Annotated in this window: 13 protein-coding genes; 5 read left to right on the top strand and 8 right to left on the bottom strand. The window is 51.0% G+C overall.

The window, feature by feature from the left end:
* Positions 1 to 13: 13 nt before the first annotated feature.
* Both LZ24_RS05805 and LZ24_RS05800 read right to left on the bottom strand, forming a co-directional pair.
* Positions 14 to 1,186 carry a permease gene (locus LZ24_RS05805; protein WP_144683354.1) on the bottom strand — a complete coding sequence of 391 codons (1,173 nt, stop codon included), beginning with the start codon at positions 1,184 to 1,186 and terminating at the stop codon, positions 14 to 16.
* A 116-nt stretch (positions 1,187 to 1,302) separates the two neighbouring features.
* On the bottom strand, positions 1,303 to 1,668 hold the full coding sequence (locus LZ24_RS05800; protein ID WP_144683351.1) for an ArsR/SmtB family transcription factor: 366 nt from the start codon (positions 1,666 to 1,668) through the stop codon (positions 1,303 to 1,305).
* 246 nt (positions 1,669 to 1,914) lie between these two features.
* Here LZ24_RS05800 and LZ24_RS05795 point away from each other — a divergent pair, with 246 nt between their 5' ends.
* The 4 genes from LZ24_RS05795 to LZ24_RS05780 all read left to right on the top strand — a co-directional run bounded on the left by LZ24_RS05795 (position 1,915) and on the right by LZ24_RS05780 (position 5,542).
* A complete protein-coding gene (locus LZ24_RS05795; protein ID WP_144683348.1) occupies positions 1,915 to 2,277 on the top strand; it encodes an ArsR/SmtB family transcription factor in 363 nt (120 codons plus the stop codon).
* A gap of 61 nt (positions 2,278 to 2,338) precedes the next feature.
* Complete coding sequence (gene arsB / locus LZ24_RS05790) at positions 2,339 to 3,406, top strand: ACR3 family arsenite efflux transporter (protein ID WP_144683345.1); 1,068 nt, start codon at positions 2,339 to 2,341, stop codon at positions 3,404 to 3,406.
* A 156-nt stretch (positions 3,407 to 3,562) separates the two neighbouring features.
* The gene (locus tag LZ24_RS05785) at positions 3,563 to 3,973 is read left to right on the top strand and encodes a thioredoxin family protein (protein ID WP_144683342.1); all 411 of its coding nucleotides are present in this window, start codon (positions 3,563 to 3,565) and stop codon (positions 3,971 to 3,973) included.
* A gap of 522 nt (positions 3,974 to 4,495) precedes the next feature.
* Positions 4,496 to 5,542: a DsbA family protein gene (locus LZ24_RS05780; RefSeq protein WP_144683339.1), complete on the top strand. Its 1,047-nt coding sequence runs from the start codon at positions 4,496 to 4,498 to the stop codon at positions 5,540 to 5,542.
* Between the two features lie 222 nt (positions 5,543 to 5,764).
* Here the strand turns inward: LZ24_RS05780 and LZ24_RS05775 are convergent, their stop codons facing one another.
* The gene (locus tag LZ24_RS05775; RefSeq protein WP_144683336.1) at positions 5,765 to 8,926 is read right to left on the bottom strand and encodes an SLC5/6 family protein; all 3,162 of its coding nucleotides are present in this window, start codon (positions 8,924 to 8,926) and stop codon (positions 5,765 to 5,767) included.
* Positions 8,927 to 9,273: 347 nt separating this feature from the next.
* Between LZ24_RS05775 and fic the strand changes: the two genes are divergently transcribed.
* Complete coding sequence (gene fic / locus LZ24_RS05770; protein WP_144683334.1) at positions 9,274 to 9,885, top strand: protein adenylyltransferase Fic; 612 nt, start codon at positions 9,274 to 9,276, stop codon at positions 9,883 to 9,885.
* 45 nt (positions 9,886 to 9,930) lie between these two features.
* Here fic and LZ24_RS05765 read toward each other — a convergent pair whose 3' ends face one another.
* From LZ24_RS05765 to LZ24_RS05745, 5 genes are all read right to left on the bottom strand, one after another.
* Entirely contained in the window at positions 9,931 to 10,338 is a 408-nt protein-coding gene (locus LZ24_RS05765) for an ectoine synthase (protein ID WP_144683331.1), read from the bottom strand.
* A gap of 82 nt (positions 10,339 to 10,420) precedes the next feature.
* Entirely contained in the window at positions 10,421 to 11,680 is a 1,260-nt protein-coding gene (gene ectB, locus LZ24_RS05760; RefSeq protein ID WP_144683328.1) for a diaminobutyrate--2-oxoglutarate transaminase, read from the bottom strand.
* Positions 11,681 to 11,822: 142 nt separating this feature from the next.
* Positions 11,823 to 12,323 carry a diaminobutyrate acetyltransferase gene (ectA, locus tag LZ24_RS05755; RefSeq protein ID WP_222427546.1) on the bottom strand — a complete coding sequence of 167 codons (501 nt, stop codon included), beginning with the start codon at positions 12,321 to 12,323 and terminating at the stop codon, positions 11,823 to 11,825.
* A 186-nt stretch (positions 12,324 to 12,509) separates the two neighbouring features.
* On the bottom strand, positions 12,510 to 13,370 hold the full coding sequence (locus tag LZ24_RS05750) for a YitT family protein (RefSeq protein ID WP_144683325.1): 861 nt from the start codon (positions 13,368 to 13,370) through the stop codon (positions 12,510 to 12,512).
* A gap of 11 nt (positions 13,371 to 13,381) precedes the next feature.
* Positions 13,382 to 14,839, bottom strand: a complete 1,458-nt coding sequence (locus LZ24_RS05745; RefSeq protein WP_144683322.1) for an aspartate kinase — start codon at positions 14,837 to 14,839, stop codon at positions 13,382 to 13,384.
* Positions 14,840 to 15,104: the final 265 nt, after the last annotated feature.

Below are 15,104 nucleotides of genomic sequence, written 5' to 3'. Positions count from 1 at the left end.
ATCCTGTGAAAATTTATACGAAAAAACTGCCATAAATCATGCCTGCCGCCGTGGACATGGCAATGACCAGGAAGCTGAAAACCGCTGTTTTTTTCACCCCAAGCACACCGGAAACCACCAGCATATTGGGAAGGGAGATGGCAGGTCCTGCCAGAAGAAGGGCCAGTGCCGGGCCTTCACCCATGCCTGATCCCATGAGACCCTGAAGGATGGGGATTTCCGTTAGGGTGGCAAAATACATCAGGCCACCGGCAAGGGCGGCAAAAAGGTTGGCCCCAAAGGAGTTACCGCCCACAAGTCCTGCGATCCATGATTCGGGGATCAGGGCGGGATGGCCGGGGCGACCGAGGAAAAAACCCGCAGCCAGTACACCAATGGCAAGGAGAGGAGCAATGAGTTTCACATAGTCCCAGGTGGACGCCACCCATGCTTTTCTTTCTTCCTGAATGAACCATACCTTGAGCATCCATGCAAGAATCCCCAGAAGCCCTGCCACAAGGTACCATTTAATGCTGAATAAAAGGGCAAAAACACCTGTGCTTCCCGCAGCAGGCGGTGCCAGGGTGGCGGCCAGAAGGATCAGTACCATGACCAGCATGAAGCCGCCATCCTGCCAGAGGCTGCGGCCTGTTTCTTCTTCATCGGGAAGGTGGAGCTGACCTGTGGTGCGCGCAGTATCTTCCTTTCTGAAAATAAAGGCCATCATGAGACCGATGACAAGGGCAAAAAGGATGGCAGCAATGGCCCGTGCAAGGCCCATCTGCCAGCCCAGCACCCGGGCTGTGAGTACAATGGCCAGCACATTGATGGCAGGGCCGGAGTAGAGAAAGGCCGTTGCAGGGCCAATGCCCGCCCCCCGCATGTAAATGCCTGCAAAAAGGGGCAGAACCGTGCAGGAGCATACAGCAAGGATGGAGCCGGACACGGAAGCCACGGAATAGGCAAGGACTTTTTTGGCCTTTGCACCGAAGTACCTGAGCACCGCCGCCTGGGATACAAAGACAGAGATTCCGCCTGCGATGAAAAAGGCTGGGATCAGGCAGGTGAGCACATGCTCCCTTGCGTAGTCCTGCAGCATGAGAAAGGCTTCAAGGCCGGATCTGCGCATGATTTCATGGTCCCATGGAATGAAATATGCGGCAATAAATAGTCCGATGATCCATAAAAGCTTGCTTCTTTCCTGCATGACTTTCTCCTTATGTAACGGATGGAGGATGCTGTCCGTCATCTGGCGGGCAGGGATTTTCTTAAAAATTCAGGTCTGGTTCTGATGTATCCATTTTGTCATGGGCAGCAGGCCCTTTAGGATGTCGTCCGGTCGGGAAGAGATTTTCGGATACGGTCCCTGTGGATTTCCGGGAGGAGAAACCGCATTTCTGAAACCGTGGCATCGTCTTCCAGCCAGTTTTTCATCTTGGCAAGCATTTCTGCGGCATAGGGATTATCCGTTGTTTTATCAAGAGCATAGTTCACCCATGGTCCTTCCTTTTCCCAATGGACAAGGCCTGCTTCTTCCAGAATTTTCAGGTGCTTGCTTACGGTGGACTGGGCAAGCCCCATGACTTCCTGCAGCTCACAGACACAGAGCTTTCGATTTTCTAAGGCCTTTAAAATTTTCAGCCTGCCGGGATCGGAAAGGGCTTTCATGACTTTGATCAGATGTTTCATTTTTTTGCGTCCTCCATATCGACATATGGCAATATGTATTTCTGGCTTGGGATTGTCAAGGACATTTTTTTCATGGCCTGACAAGCAATGGATACGGTTTTTTACGACTTTCTTTCCTCACCCAAACCCAGCCCGGAGGGTAAGGGGAAACTTGCTGAATAATTACGGCTGAAAAAAATCCTTGGCAGAAAACAGGAGGGCTGCTACGTTTAGATTGTTGGCTAAGTGTAAAAGCAAGGAGGAGGTATGGAAAAGCTGCTGGCCATTACAAAGGCCCTTTCCGATGCCAACCGGCTTCGGGTTCTCATGGCCCTGACGGAAAGACCCCATCTCTGTGCCTGTCATCTGACGGAAATGCTGGGCGTGACAGGTGCAACGGTATCCCGCCACATGGGTCTGCTCCGGCAGGCCGGTCTTGTGGATGCCAGAAAGTGTGGGAAATGGACCCACTACACCCTTTGTACCGGTAATCTCAAGACCGATACCATCCTTTCCTGGATGCAGGTCCACATGCCGGAAAATGAGGTGATTCGTGCGGACCGTGAGTTTATCCGCAATCGGGTACCGGAAAAGATGGCGTGTGAAGAAGGGGTTTGTGCATCGTTTTGAATTCTGATCCACAGGGATCCAGAGAAAAAATTTAAAAATCATATGCCAGAAGGAGACGTCCATGACAGCCAAAGAAAGCAGACCGCTGGGTTTTTTTGAAAGGTATCTCACCCTCTGGGTGGCCCTGTGCATGGTGGCAGGTATTCTGATTGGTTTTCTTTTTCCGGGAATGGCCAAAGTCATCAATGCCATGTCCATAGAGCAGGTGAACCTTCCCATAGGTCTTCTGCTTTTTCTGATGATTTATCCCATCATGATTCAGATTGATTTTCCTCAGGTTGCCCAGGCCTTCAAAACGCCGAGGCCTGTGCTGACAACCCTTGTGATCAACTGGGGAATCAAGCCCTTTACCATGACGTTTTTTGCCTGGATCTTCATGTTTTTCATCTGGGCCCCTTTTATCCCCGCAGATATGGCCAGTGAATACTTTGCAGGCATGGTGCTTTTAGGTATTGCGCCCTGTACGGCCATGGTTTTTGTCTGGAGCTATCTGTCCCGGGCAAACATGGGCCTTACCCTTGTCATGGTAGCCATTAACTCCCTGACCATGCTGGTTCTTTATGCCCCTCTGGGCAGTGTTCTGCTTGGCGTGGCCCTGCCCATTCCCTTTGTTACACTGAGTCTCACCGTTGGTTTTTATGTGGGCGTTCCCCTTGTGGCGGGCTGGCTTTCCAGGCGTTATCTGATTCATAAAAAAGGGAAAGACTGGTTTGATACGGTGTATGTGGCCAAATGGGGAAAGGTTTCCATCATCGCTCTGCTGGCGACCCTTGTTTCCCTCTTTATTCTGCAGGGGGATGTTATTCTGCGGTCTCCCCTTGTCATCGTGATGATTGCCATTCCCCTTATCATCCAGACCTTTGCCATTTTTGGCCTTGGCTATGTGATCTGCCGTTTTCTGGGGATTTCCTATGAAGACGCAGCGCCCACTTCCATGATCGGTGCCTCCAATCATTTTGAGGTGGCCATTGCTGTTGCCATCACCATGTTTGGTGTCAGCTCCGGTGCTGCCCTGGCTGCGGTTGTGGGACTTTTAATTGAAGTGCCCATCATGCTGGCTCTGGTGCGTTTTTGTCTCAGAACAAAGGCATTTTTCCCGTCTGAGCCTGAAAAGGCACCCAAGGCCTGATGCTGTTCAGGTGGGGCATGGAGGTGCAGGGCAGGTGCTTCTGTTTCCATGCCCTTTTTTTAATCCCTTCTTTACCTCGGGCCGTACTTTCTTTAATGTGGTTCGGGATGTTTATGAAAGCAGATTCTCTAAACCCTGAGCCGATGGAGGTTTTGTATGCAGGTTTTTCGCATGATGACTGTTTCTTTTTTACTGTTCTGGACTGCTTCAGCGGCCCTTGCCGGGGATGAGATTGTCTGGCTGTCAAAGGATCAGGCCGTGGAAAGGGCTGCGGCGGAAGGTAAAAAGATATATTATTATTTTTATACCCCATCCTGTCCATCGTGCCAGATTATGGGAGAAAATACCCTGAAGGATCCGGAAGTGATCCGTATGCTCAATGCTTCTTTTTTCAGCACCCGGGTACATGCTGCACAGAACAGGGCGCAGGCTGAAAGCCTTGGCGTCACCCTTGTACCCACAAGCATCTTTTTTTCAGCGGAAGGGGAGGAGATTTCCCGTCAGTCTGGTTATCTGCCGCCGGATGAGTTTGTTGAAGTGCTGAAAAAGGCAGATGTGGAAAAGTGAGCATGGTATTTTTTTAAGTCTTTAATTTTTTTGTAACTTCTGAGTAACTCCAAAAGTTACTTTATGACAAAGCGCCGTAACACGGCGTGGGTTGCTGTTCAGCACAGTTTTCCAAGTACCATAGCTGCAAGACAGACGCACAGGCCCCAGGCTATTTGCCCGTGACGCAATCTTATTCGGGAGCTTCTTGCCCTGTGCGGAAGCGGCAAAAACTCCCCGCCACAGGCAGGATAAGCTTTTTGATTGTCATAGCAGGCTTAAGTACGCTGCCTTTGTGGCGGCTCAGACAGTTTGCCGCTTCTTTCGCACAGGCCTGCAAATCTCTGATCCGAAACGATTGCAATGTCACTTGCAAATAGCCACGGAGCCTTGCAATAGTACGAAGCTGCTGTAATTACAGCATTGACAGTTCAAAACAAACTGTGCTGAATAATTACATTTTTTTAGCGTACTTGATTGTATGTCTGGTGTTTTGTTTTAGGATTTTAAGGGGTTTTGAAAACAGGAACCGAGGTTGGGACAATGATAAAAAAGATCTTTCACCTGCTGCTTGCAACCGCTCTTTTTTTCAGCGCATGGATTGCCGCCAATGATTTGTTTTCCATGCCCTTTCTGTCTCCTTCCGCCGTGACGGGTTGCGAAACAGCCTGTACCTCCCTGCATGAATCCAGTATCGGTATTTTATATGGTATTCCCCTCTCTCTGCTGGGTTTTCTGGGGCTTCTTGTTTTCTGGATTTTACGGATCAGAGGCTTTGAGAAAATAAGTTTTTGGATCATATCTGCCATGGCAGGGGCTGAGCTGTATCTGATTCTGCTGCAGTTTTTTTATTTCAGGGAATTCTGTACTTCCTGCCTGATTTTTGCAGCCATGGTTTTCATGATTTACATCGTTACTCTGGTTCAGGATTTTTTCTTAAAGCCTCCTGCCCGTCTTCGGGAGTTGCCCGCAAAATGCTTTCCTGCCTTTGTTTTTATGCTGGTGTTTCATATGGTTTTGTTCCCGCCGTTTTTTCCGGAAAGAATCCTTGCCGAAGGTCTGCCCATATGCCTTACGGAAAAAAAGACAGGCAAGGATCTCCTTCGCATAGAGGTTTTTGTTTCACCGGACTGCCCCTTTTGCGAGGCCGCTGTTTCTTATTTTTCAGGTGTTCTGTATGAAAACAATCTTAAGGTATCCATTCGTATCAAGCATGTGGGACTGAATGCCCAGTCAAGGCGCAGGGCCGTTGAAAATGTGGCCATGGGCATTTATGGAGATCTTTCGCCTGCGGCCTTGAAAATGGCAGAATGTTATATTCTGCAGAATGAAAAAGAGCTTGCCGATATTCAGGGTTCACCGTTGCAGACGCCAATGATCCGTCTTGTACGTGACGGGGATATCCGTCATTTTACGGGATGGACCGCCCGGAATCAGGAGCAGATAGCTGAAATTATCAAAGAGCTTATTCCGGACAGGGGCCGTCCTGCAGCTACTGCGGACTGGTTTCATAACCGCCTGCCATCGGGGGATACGGTTCTCTGTCCTTCCACAGGCGACCCTTCAGACAGGGGCGTCTGCGGCTTCTGAAAGGTAATTATTCAGTACATTTTATTCTGAAAAAAGTTCTTTAATTTCGGGATCTTGGTTCAAATAAAAGACAATCGAGCGGTTTGTGAGTGACATTGCAATCGTTTCGGATTGCGTCACGAGCAAATGGCTCGGTTGTCTATATGTCTGATTGTAAGTTTTCGATTTGTCAAAGGAAAATCGTGCTGAATAGTTACTCTGAAAGAAATATTTGTCCTTGTTTTATCCGGGAACAGGAGGGGCTGCATTCCCCTCGTTTTTCTCCGATGGCGCATGGCCAGAGCTTTCCGGTATCCAGCGGCTGAGGGTCTGAAGGTAGTGGCGGTAGTTGGCCAGATAAAAGGAAAGGCCCGGTCCGAAGTTTTTACCGATCAGTCCGTTGATCAGCAGGGTACTCACATATTTTTCTTCTTTCAGCACCAGATGATAGGCATAAAAAATCCGGCGCTCTTCCTCTGACATGCGCAGCAGCCTTTTTTTCAGGGCCACCCCTGCTCTGGGCTGGTACATGAAAAAGTAGAGAAAATCCAGGGCATTGATGATTACCTTTGTGCTGAGCCCGGAGTGGGGGTGAGTTTCCGGGAGACTCCGGCGTTCGGGGTCTGAGAGCAGGGAGAGAATGTCGGATTTGGGAAAGGCCAGCTCCAGATCCATACAGGTTGTAAAGACCTGCCGCATTTTTTTTCTGTAGTCCTGTGCCCTCAGAGCAAGGTTGTGAAAACGGTCCGCCAGACCTTCGATGATGCCCGCAACCGTATCCGATGCGGTTTTGGATATGATGGCCGCCCATTTCTGCAGGGCTTCGTCCGGATTGCCGTGGCCTGTGCCGGAAAGGATCTGTCCGCAGATACCATTAAAGAGGACAGCGACGGGAATGGCGAGAAGGCTTCTGAAAAAATTAGCGATCACAGCCGCTCTGGGAAGCCCCCTGAAAAAATTATGGGTGGAAATATAAATACCGTTTGCAAGTCCCATGCAGGCATAAAGGGCAATGGGATTGCTGGATGTGGTAATGGCAAGGGTTTCGTCAAGAATTCTGGTCTTGACCACATAATCCAGCAGGGGAACGGAAAAGCCTGTAAAGAGAAGGGAATCTGCCACACGGCTCCAGCGGACATGGTCGTGCCACTTCAGAAGGGGGGAACGGCGAATGCCGCCTCCGCCCAGCACGGATTGCAGGATATTGCGCAGCCCCGTGATGACAAACCAGATTACGGCACCGAAATAGGCCAGCAGCCACCAGTCCTTTGTCAGGGCAAAGGTTAAAAAAGCAGGAATAAAGCCGATGGCTACTTTCAGAAACTGGGTGAGCGATGTGTTGAGATAGGCCACCCGGTGGAAACGGAAAACAGCTTCCCTGTTTCTGGCGGCGTTCTTTTCTGTCCGCTCGCCGTTCATGGTGCCGCCCAGAGTAATAACATTGCCTCTGGACTCCAGACGCACGGCACTTTTCCGGATGATATAGTCCTGATGTTTGCTGTGGGTGACGGGCCGCAGTATTTTTGCATAGCGCAGGCGATACATCAGGGGGGCCAGTTTTTTTAAGGGCGGTTTTTTGGGTATCCATGTGATATGGGGCAGAACAGGGATGCGGATTCCCGGTCTGTGGTGATGGATGCCTATTTTTTTATGTAAATAGCGACGGGTGCGGAAGGGCAGGGTATCCCGGAGGACAAGGCCCATTCCGAAAAAACGGGGGGAATTGCCCGTGGAGTCCGTTCCTATACGGGTTTTCAGGGGGCGGTGGGCGTAGGGGGCAACCATATGGCCCAGTTGGCTGATGATGTTTTCTAAGGTTGCCGACTGATTCCGGGCATCGGAGTCTGAGCACTCCTCAAGCCTGTGGCAGCAGTCCGTGAGCATGCGTTTCAGGGTGATGATGTTGCCCTGATTCAGGGCCAGTTGCAATGCATTGATCTCTTTGTAGGCAAGGGCTTTTCCCATGGCCTGATCTTTGAGATTGAAAATTTCAAGGTGAGTTATTCTGCCCTGACCCAGAAAAAGCAGCTCCGCCACATCTTCTGTCCTGAGGTGTTTAAGATTGAGGGTCAGGGAGAAGGATGGGTGCAGGCCGGAGAGTTTTTCGCACAGTGTTTCCGGCGAAAGGGTGAGGAGTTCCGGCAGCTCTTTTTCGTCAGGCTGGGCAGGGGGCAGATTTTCCGGAAGAAGACAGTCTTTTTCGATCATTTCAGGGGTTAGTTTTTCAAGGATTTCCCTGCGCTTTGCAGACAGGGCCGCCGCAGGAAAATTCGTTTCCCCGTTTTTGGGGCCCGGCGACAGGGGCTCGGGTGCCTTGCTGAGGGGGGAAGTTCCTGTGTCTCCTTCCGGGAGAGGGCTGGCCTGCGGGAGCCCTTGCCGGGAGTCTTCAACTTCTGAAAGGGCTTTGTTTAAGGCCCCTGTTAAAAGCCTGTGGAGATAGGCGGAGAGGTGAAGGGTGGAGGGCTGCCCCAGACCCACCATGGCCAGAAAGTCCTTCTCCCTTACTTCGGGCAGGGGAATGCCCAGCTCCCTTTCCATGGCAGGCCGGTGAACCCGGTTGAAATGGTGCAGGCTTTTCAGTACCAGAGCGGATCTGTGGGAGGAAACGGCCCTGCCTTTTTCCATGAAGGCATCCACTTCCGGCAGGCTGAAAAATCTGACCATGGCATCTGCCGTATCCAGTCCCGCAGGCGCCCAGATAAAGGAAACCATGCGTCCCCGGAAGAACACTTCGTACTCAATGCCTATGGAGGCTTTAATTCCCATGATGGCGGCGGCGTTCATGAGCTCGGCCAGTGCCTGTTTTGGGATGTGATTGTAATAAATTACCCGGATTTCCCGTATGCCTTTGATCCAGGCATCCATGATGAGGTGACAGGGATTTTTTCTGCCTTTGGTGTTGGCATCATGGACATGGTCGTCAAAGCTGACCTGATTCCATTCTTCCGGCATTTCAAGGAGATGATAGTGGCTGAGGAGTTTGCGGATGACTCTGGGTCTGCCCACGGCAGCCCTTCTGAAATCATGGGCAAGGGCCAGCTGTCGGCGGGTATCCCTTTCATCACAGCGGATCAGTTCCTTCATCAGCTGGAGAAGAACCCTCGCCGTATTTTTGCGCAGATTGCCTTCCGTGGAATTCATGACTTCATCCACAAGGGACTGCAGGGCTGTCAGCCGGTCTTCCACCCTTCCCTCGTCCAGACTGTCCAGGAGATGGCCAATGGCATAGGCCATGCGAAGCTCCCTTGGTGCAGCCATTTCCTTGATGCCTCTGGGGTGCAGGTAGGGTCCGATGCGCTGGCGGAGATCCTTTTGTTTTTTCTGGCGGTTCCGGATATCTCTGATGATTTCCAGCAGGTGGTAATCTGCCGGATCAAACATGCATTTTTCGAATTTTTTTTCCATAACACTTCCCGGATAAGAAAAGGGGCTGGTGCCTGACAGCAGAAGAGGTGTGCCAACAGATCTGAAATAGCAATAAGCATGCCTGAAGGATTTTTCCTGTATTATGGCCGTATCTGCCCCATTTGTCTGTCGGTATGGTTGCGTCTTTGTAAAGAAAATGGACAGGAAAAGGGCGTAAAATAAAAAACCGCAGATCTTTAAAGGGAAAGGGGGCAGCCTTTACGCTAAAAAAGAAGGCCTGCAGATCTTTTTTTTAAAACGGAAGGCTTGTTTCCTGATGTTCCCATGGTTTATGGTGGGAGCATCTTTTTTTAGGGGCTGTCATATTTTAGTGAAGGAAATATGTAATGATATTAGAAAATAAGCTGAATATCACCCATCAGGTTGAGCTTGCCAGAGCCGAAGAAAAAATCAGTAAGCAAAAGGCCATTCAGCTCTTTGACTCTGGTGACATTGCCAAGGTCAGGGTGGGGTACTTTGAAGGGCTTGCATTTATTCATGCGTATCTCTTTGAAGATATTTATGACTTCGCAGGGCAAATCCGTACGAAAAATATTGCCAAAGGAAATTTCCGGTTTGCGCCGGTGATGTATTTAGTACAATCCCTTGCACATATAGATTCCATGCCCCAAAGTACATTTGACCAGATCATGGAAAAATATGTGGAAATGAACATTGCCCATCCCTTTCGTGAAGGGAACGGACGGGCCACCCGTATCTGGCTTGACCTTATGCTCAAAAAAGAAATCAGGCAGGTGATCGACTGGAATCTGGTGGATAAAGATGAGTATCTCTCTGCCATGGAACGCAGTGTTGTCAAAGACATTGAAATTAAAGTTCTCCTCAAACAAGCTCTCACACATCAAATTGATGACCGTCCCCTTTTTATGAAGGGGATTGATGTGAGTTATTATTATGAAGGCTACAGCCAATATAAAACGGAGGATCTGTCTTCGTAGAAAAAGGAAGGGCTGCCCCCTTTTGGCAGACCCTTTTGGCAGGAATCAGGCCCTGCCGGTTTCCTCTTCCGGTGTTGCGTAGACTCCGTCCTTGTTGTGATCTTCGGTGCCCACCAGAGCAGGGTTGAAAACGCAGACAAGGCGCATGTCTTCAGAGGCCCTTAAGAGATGGGGCTCATGCCCGTTAAGGGCGTACATGGTGCCATCGGATATGGGGATGATTTCTCCGGTGTCCAGTCTTTCCAGCTCACCCCTGCCGCCAACGCAGTAGACGGCTTCCAGATGGTTTTTGTACCAGATACGGGTTTCCGTACCTGCAAATATGGTGGTTTCATGGAAAGAAAAACCCATGCCATCCTTTGCCAGAAGAAAGCGGCGGCTGACCCAGTTGCCGTTGGCAGCCTTTTTATCCCGATCCGTTCCGGTGATTTCCTTTAATGTACGAACAATCATCAATCTCTCCTGCTTTTTTTAATGCCCGATATTCAGATGGAAAGAATTTTTGCAGGCAGCCCCGGTGGGGGGCTGCATTTTTTTAAGCAATTTCCCTTTCCTTGAGGACTTCCTTCACGCTCTCTGCAATGATGGCAAGCCCTTCCTTGAGAAGCTCTTCTTCAATGACAAGGGGCGGCAGCAGTTTGAGAACCTGTTTTTCCGCACCGGCCAGCTCCATGACAAGGCCCTTTTCAAAGCATTTCTGGGTAATTTCCCTTGCCATGCCCCGTTCAGGAATATCAAGGCCCCAGATCATGCCCCGGCCGCGAATGGTGGCCTCAAGTTCCGGCCATGTGGTCCGGATGACATCCAGACCTTCATACATGAGATTGCCCTTGTACTGTATGGATTCGCTTAAGGCGTTGTTGTCCCAGTAGGACAGGGCTTCGGTGCAGGCCACAAAGGCAAGGTTGTTCCCCCGGAAGGTACCCGTATGCTCACCGGGTTTCCACTGGTCGAGGTCGGGCCGCATGAGAACGACGGCCATGGGAAGGCCGCCGCCGATGGCCTTGGACAGAGTGATGATGTCCGGTTTGATGTCTGCGAATTCGAAACTGAAGAAGCTGCCAGTCCGGCCGTTGCCCACCTGAATGTCGTCAATGATGAGAAGGATATCAAATTCGCGGCAGAGATCGGAAAGCCCCTTCAGCCATTCTGCGGAAGCCACATTGATGCCACCCTCGGCCTGTATGGTTTCCACGATGACGGCTGCGGGAAGGTCAAGGCCTGAGCTTGTATCTTCAATCATTTTTCTCAGGCAGGCCAGAGAGTCCACGCTGTCACCAAAGTAGTTCTCAAAGGGCATGAAGCTGACGTTGGAGCGGCTGATATGGGCCTCGTCCCTGTAAAAGGTATTGCCCGTTACGGCAAGGGCACCCATGGAAAGACCATGGTAGCCATTGGTAAAGGAAACCACATTGGAGCGTCCCTTGACGGTTCTGGCCAGTTTCAGGGCACTTTCAACGGCATTGGTTCCCGTAGGGCCGGTGAACTGGATTTTATAGTCCATGTTCCTTGGCTCCAGAATGGTGGAAGAAAATTTTTCCAGGAAATTCCGCTTGGCTGTTGTTGCCATGTCCAGGCCGTGGATAATGCCGTCGGACTGAATATACTCAATCATGGCTTTGGAGATTCTGTCGTTGTTGTGTCCGTAATTGAGGGTCCCGGCACCGGCAAAGAAGTCGATGTAATTTTTGCCATATTCATCCGTAAGAATAGCACCCTTGGAAGTGGCGAATATGGTGGGAAAGGAGCGGATATATCCGCGGACCTGGGATTCGAGGGCTTCAAATATACGCATCTTGTTCTCCTGTTTTTTAATGTGGAAGATTCTTTTATCCATATGTCAGGGGCTGGATCGGCATCCTGAAAAATTCACATTTCAGGATCAATGGCAGTCCCTCTTATCTGTAGCATTTTGTACGGGCTTTTGAAAAAGCCCTTTATTCCGGTACGAGGGGGCCAATGCGAAACAGAATTTCCGGCTCATGGGAAGCCTTTCCAAAGCAGGAAGCCGGGAAAATTTCCTCTTCAAAGCGCCATGGCGCATTATGGTGCCGGGCCAGTGCCGTAAAAAGGGCAATGGAGGCCTTGTTGGAGGGAGTGACCGTTGCTTCTACCCGAAGGGGATTCACCCTTCGGCTCAGTTCACTGAGCATGGCAAGGCCCAGTCCCTCTCCCCGGCAGGAGGCGGCCACACAGACCTGCCAGATAAAAAGACAGTCCGGGTCACCGGGTGGTGTCAGGCCTGTAATAAAACCGGCGGGGTGCCCGTTTTTCTCTGCGATAAGGGATGTTTTGGAAAAGGCATGTCCAAAATAGATATAGTAATAGGCGGAGTTCAGATCCAGCGCTGGCGTTTCTTTGACCATCTGCCAGAGGGTTCCTCCGTCTTTTGCTTCGGGATGGCGGAATGTGTAGGGGAAGCTGTCGGGTTTCATCATCGGCCTCGCTGGATCAGGGCACAGATTCTGAGGCTCGTTTCCTCCTTGGGTTTGAGTGTGTAAAAGTGAAGTGTCTCTGCTTCCTTTAGGCAAAGCAGGCTCTGCGACGGACCTCTTTCAGATAAAAACAGGCAAACCATAGCATGCTATGATTTGCCTGTCAAGTTTTTGACTGTTTGTGGGTTTTCAGTAGATCTTGCGCTTGGAAAAGGAGGCTCCCATGACGGAGAAGGTGTTTTCCACGATGAACAGGGAGTTCTCATCTTCCGTAAAAACGATTTCCTCAAGCTTTTTCAGCTGTACGTTGTTGATGACGGTCATGAGTACCTGGCGTTCCGTGCGGAGATAGGCACCCACCGCAGGGATGAGGGTGGAGCTCATGCCCAGCTCGTCAATGACCCTGCGGGCAATGGCATCGGCTTCGTTGGAAATAATGAAAACCACCTTGCGCTGGTTGAACATGGAAAGGCTGTATTCCATGGTGGCCGAGGCCACAAAGACCATAATGATGGAGGCAATGACAAGGTCCGTTTCAAAGGCGATGAAGCTGATGAAGTATAAAATAAGATTAAAGGCGAAGTAGGATTTTCCAAGTCCGATATTGTAGCGCTGCAGAAGCAGCAGGGCTACAATATCCAGGCCGCCGTTGGATCCTAAGGAGCGGAGGACAATGCCCGCACCCATGCCGGAGATGACCCCGCAGCTGATGGCCGCATAGAGCTGGTCTTCAATGGGGATGGTATAGGGGTAAAGGGCAAAGGCCCCTGTGGTCACAAGAATGGCCCAGATGGTATAGAGGACAAAGCGTTTGCTCAGCAGCATTCCCCCCAGAGTCATGAGGGGAATGTTAAGAACAAGGAAGATGATGCCCGGTTCAAGAAGGCCGGTAAGATAGTAAATCAGGGAAGCAAGGCCGAAAAGCCCGCCGGGTACAAAGGCGTGGGGTGTGGCAATGCCCTTGATGGCGATGGCGTACATGATGGCGCCGAAGGTGATGAGAAAAAGGTTCCACCATACGGTGTAGCTGACGTCACGTTTGAAGAACATGCAGACTCCGGTTATGGGGCCATGGCACCGGCCCCGGTTGCAGCGTTTTCTTTGTGGGCTTCGTCCTCCACAAGCCGCTTGTGGAGGGCTTTGGCAGCCCTTGCATAGTCTTCTTCCGCTACAATGAACTGCATGTCAACCTGTCTCATGGATTGTTGCACTGCAAGAATGTTGACGCCTGCTTCAAGCAGCGCCCCCGTTGCCTTTGCGAGAAATCCGGGAACCTTCATATTGCTGCCGATGGCGGCAATGAGGGCCACTTTGCGTATGGTAACCTCTGCTCCGGGAAAGGTTTCCTCCAGAGCCTCGGTGAGCCGGTTGGCCCGCTTGAGGGAGCTGTCCACATAATGGATGATGGTGTTGGCGTTCAGGTTTTTGGCGATGGACTGCATTCTGAACCTGCGGAAAACATCACAGACCGCCGCCTCCCTGTCGTGGTAGCCTACCCTGTCCTGATCAAAAATTTCTATGGCCAGAACACTTTCCCGGCCCGCAATAATTTCCACGCAGGCTTCCTTGCTCCGGTACTGGCCATCGATCACTGTTCCCGGATGATCCGGCTCAAAGGTGTTTTTTACACGGATTGGAATGCCCGCCTGGCGCAGGCCTTTGGCTGCCTGGGGGTGAATGGCCTCCATGCCCAGATCGGAAAGCTGATCTGCCACGTCATAACTGGTGCGGCCCATGGGTGCCACGTTTTCCGGGCCCATGAGTTTGGGGTCTCCGGAACTTAAATGAAATTCCTTGTGGATGATGGCTTCGCTGGCCCCCGTAAGGCAGGCAACCTTGCTGAAGGTGATTTCTGAGTAGCCCCGGTCAAAGGTGGCCATCAGGCCTTCCTTGCACCGGGTGTATCCTGTGACAACGGGCATTTCCTGGGTCACATCAATTTCTGAGAAAACCGACTGGATTTTTTCATCAATGGGCAGGGCACATTCTTCCATCCATCCGGAAAGATCCACAAGCCGGGCATTGATGCCGTAGTTCTGGAGGATCTGCACCGTATTGAAGGCGCTGTGGGCCTCGCCAACGGCACTGAGCATTTCCCGCACGGTCATGAGGTGTTCTTCCAGCTGAAAGTGCCCGAAGGAGCAGAGTCTTGTGAGATCCAGCAGGCAGCTCCGGGCACCCTCAATGCGTTCCCGCACAAAGCGGTCTGCGGTCATGAGGTCCAGCCCTAAGGGGGCCAGTTCGGCATTGATGGCAATCATGCGTTCTGCCACCCGGTTGAGGGCATCCCCCCAGGCCCATGAGACGTCGTCATTGGCAAAAAGGCCGTAAACACCGGGTTCCCTTGTTTTTTTATGCTCCAGAAGCAGGTCGGTGATACCCCCATAGGCAGAGACCACAAAGATGCGGTGGTAAAGATCTTCGGGGCTGCGCTGGCCCAGGATGATGTTTTGCAGGACATCGCTGAAACGGGACATGGACGTGCCCCCGATTTTTTCAACGGTATGCTTTGTTTTCATTGCTATTCCTTTGTGTCTCCTGAAAGAGCCTCTTCCTGGTGGAAAAGATCCCTGTTTTTGATCTGGAATGTTTATGGATTAGGTCTGTGTCCGGGTGGTGTGGTATCCGGTTTGGATGCCTGTCCATGGGGTTCACTGGTTCCATATGTTCTCTTCCAGAGAAATATTTGATATGGCTGTCAGGGTAACATCCAAAAAAGACTAACCGGGTGAGGGGGTCTTGTCAAGGAAAACGTCAAAATAATGACGTGAAAAGGGGGGCTGT

This window comes from Desulfobotulus alkaliphilus (genome assembly GCF_007830435.1).
Taxonomy (GTDB): domain Bacteria; phylum Desulfobacterota; class Desulfobacteria; order Desulfobacterales; family ASO4-4; genus Desulfobotulus; species Desulfobotulus alkaliphilus.
This window is presented reverse-complemented; position numbering and strand designations above follow the sequence as displayed.